Origin of the sequence: Pantoea sp. USHLN298 (genome assembly GCF_037149395.1) — a bacterium.
GTDB classification, from domain to species: Bacteria; Pseudomonadota; Gammaproteobacteria; order Enterobacterales; family Enterobacteriaceae; genus Pantoea; species Pantoea astica.
In genome coordinates, this window is record NZ_JBBCRO010000013.1 from 1 (window position 1) to 2,954 (window position 2,954).

Below are 2,954 nucleotides of genomic sequence, written 5' to 3' on the forward strand. Positions count from 1 at the left end.
AAAACGCCTGTGGGTTGTGAGGTTAAGCGACTAAGCGTACACGGTGGATGCCCTGGCAGTCAGAGGCGATGAAGGACGTGCTAATCTGCGTAAAGCGACGGTAAGGTGATATGAACCGCTACAGCCGTCGATGTCCGAATGGGGAAACCCGGTGCACTCAGTGCATCATTGCAGCATGAATACATAGTGCTGCAAGGCGAACCGGGGGAACTGAAACATCTAAGTACCCCGAGGAAAAGAAATCAACCGAGATTCCCCCAGTAGCGGCGAGCGAACGGGGAGCAGCCCAGAGCCTGAATCAGCTTGTGTGTTAGTGGAAGCGTCTGGAAAGTCGCAGGGTACAGGGTGATACTCCCGTACACAAAAACACACATGCTGTGAGCTCGATGAGTAAGGCGGGACACGTGGTATCCTGTCTGAATATGGGGGGACCATCCTCCAAGGCTAAATACTCCTGACTGACCGATAGTGAACCAGTACCGTGAGGGAAAGGCGAAAAGAACCCCGGCGAGGGGAGTGAAACAGAACCTGAAACCGTGTACGTACAAGCAGTGGGAGCCTTCTTTATGGGGGTGACTGCGTACCTTTTGTATAATGGGTCAGCGACTTATATTCTGTAGCAAGGTTAACCGTATAGGGGAGCCGCAGGGAAACCGAGTCTTAACTGGGCGTTAAGTTGCAGGGTATAGACCCGAAACCCGGTGATCTAGCCATGGGCAGGTTGAAGGTTGGGTAACACTAACTGGAGGACCGAACCGACTAATGTTGAAAAATTAGCGGATGACCTGTGGCTGGGGGTGAAAGGCCAATCAAACCGGGAGATAGCTGGTTCTCCCCGAAAGCTATTTAGGTAGCGCCTCGTGAACTCATCTTCGGGGGTAGAGCACTGTTTCGGCTAGGGGGCCATCCCGGCTTACCAACCCGATGCAAACTGCGAATACCGAAGAATGTTATCACGGGAGACACACGGCGGGTGCTAACGTCCGTCGTGAAGAGGGAAACAACCCAGACCGCCAGCTAAGGTCCCAAAGTCATGGTTAAGTGGGAAACGATGTGGGAAGGCACAGACAGCCAGGATGTTGGCTTAGAAGCAGCCATCATTTAAAGAAAGCGTAATAGCTCACTGGTCGAGTCGGCCTGCGCGGAAGATGTAACGGGGCTAAACCATGCACCGAAGCTGCGGCAGCGACACTATGTGTTGTTGGGTAGGGGAGCGTTCTGTAAGCCGTCGAAGGTGTGCTGTGAGGCATGCTGGAGGTATCAGAAGTGCGAATGCTGACATAAGTAACGATAAAGCGGGTGAAAAGCCCGCTCGCCGGAAGACCAAGGGTTCCTGTTCAACGTTAATCGGAGCAGGGTGAGTCGACCCCTAAGGCGAGGCCGAAAGGCGTAGTCGATGGGAAACAGGTTAATATTCCTGTACTTGGTGTTACTGCGAAGGGGGGACGGAGAAGGCTATATCAGCCGGGCGACGGTTGTCCCGGTTTAAGCGTGTAGGTGTGTGTTCCAGGCAAATCCGGTTCACTTTACACTGAGGCGTGACGACGAGGCACTACGGTGCTGAAGTGATAAATGCCCTGCTTCCAGGAAAAGCCTCTAAGCATCAGGTAACACAAAATCGTACCCCAAACCGACACAGGTGGTCAGGTAGAGAATACCAAGGCGCTTGAGAGAACTCGGGTGAAGGAACTAGGCAAAATGGTGCCGTAACTTCGGGAGAAGGCACGCTGGCGCGTAGGTGGAGGGACTTGCTCCCCGAGCCGAAGCCAGTCGAAGATACCAGCTGGCTGCAACTGTTTATTAAAAACACAGCACTGTGCAAACACGAAAGTGGACGTATACGGTGTGACGCCTGCCCGGTGCCGGAAGGTTAATTGATGGGGTTATCCGCAAGGAGAAGCTCTTGATCGAAGCCCCGGTAAACGGCGGCCGTAACTATAACGGTCCTAAGGTAGCGAAATTCCTTGTCGGGTAAGTTCCGACCTGCACGAATGGCGTAATGATGGCCAGGCTGTCTCCACCCGAGACTCAGTGAAATTGAACTCGCTGTGAAGATGCAGTGTACCCGCGGCAAGACGGAAAGACCCCGTGAACCTTTACTACAGCTTGACACTGAACATTGAGCCTTGATGTGTAGGATAGGTGGGAGGCTTTGAAGCGCAGACGCCAGTCTGCGTGGAGCCAACCTTGAAATACCACCCTTTAATGTTTGATGTTCTAACGTGGCCCCGTGATCCGGGGTGCGGACAGTGTCTGGTGGGTAGTTTGACTGGGGCGGTCTCCTCCTAAAGCGTAACGGAGGAGCACGAAGGTCAGCTAATCACGGTCGGACATCGTGAGGTTAGTGCAATGGCATAAGCTGGCTTGACTGCGAGAGTGACGGCTCGAGCAGGTGCGAAAGCAGGTCATAGTGATCCGGTGGTTCTGAATGGAAGGGCCATCGCTCAACGGATAAAAGGTACTCCGGGGATAACAGGCTGATACCGCCCAAGAGTTCATATCGACGGCGGTGTTTGGCACCTCGATGTCGGCTCATCACATCCTGGGGCTGAAGTAGGTCCCAAGGGTACGGCTGTTCGCCGTTTAAAGTGGTACGCGAGCTGGGTTTAGAACGTCGTGAGACAGTTCGGTCCCTATCTGCCGTGGGCGCTGGAGAATTGAGGGGGGTTGCTCCTAGTACGAGAGGACCGGAGTGAACGCACCACTGGTGTTCGGGTTGTCATGCCAATGGCATTGCCCGGTAGCTAAGTGCGGAAAAGATAAGTGCTGAAAGCATCTAAGCACGAAACTTGCCCCGAGATGAGTTCTCCCTGACTCCTTGAGAGTCCTGAAGGGACGTTGAAGACGACGACGTTGATAGGCCGGGTGTGTAAGCGCAGCGATGCGTTGAGCTAACCGGTACTAATGACCCGTGAGGCTTAACCTTACAACGCCAGAGGCGTTTTTGAGAGACA

1 rRNA gene is annotated in these 2,954 nt (G+C 53.8%); it reads left to right on the plus strand.

Annotated features, from left to right (window positions below):
• The first annotated feature begins 20 nt into the window (after positions 1-20).
• Positions 21-2,926, plus strand: a 23S ribosomal RNA gene (locus tag WFK59_RS21925).
• The last annotated feature ends 28 nt before the right edge of the window (positions 2,927-2,954 follow it).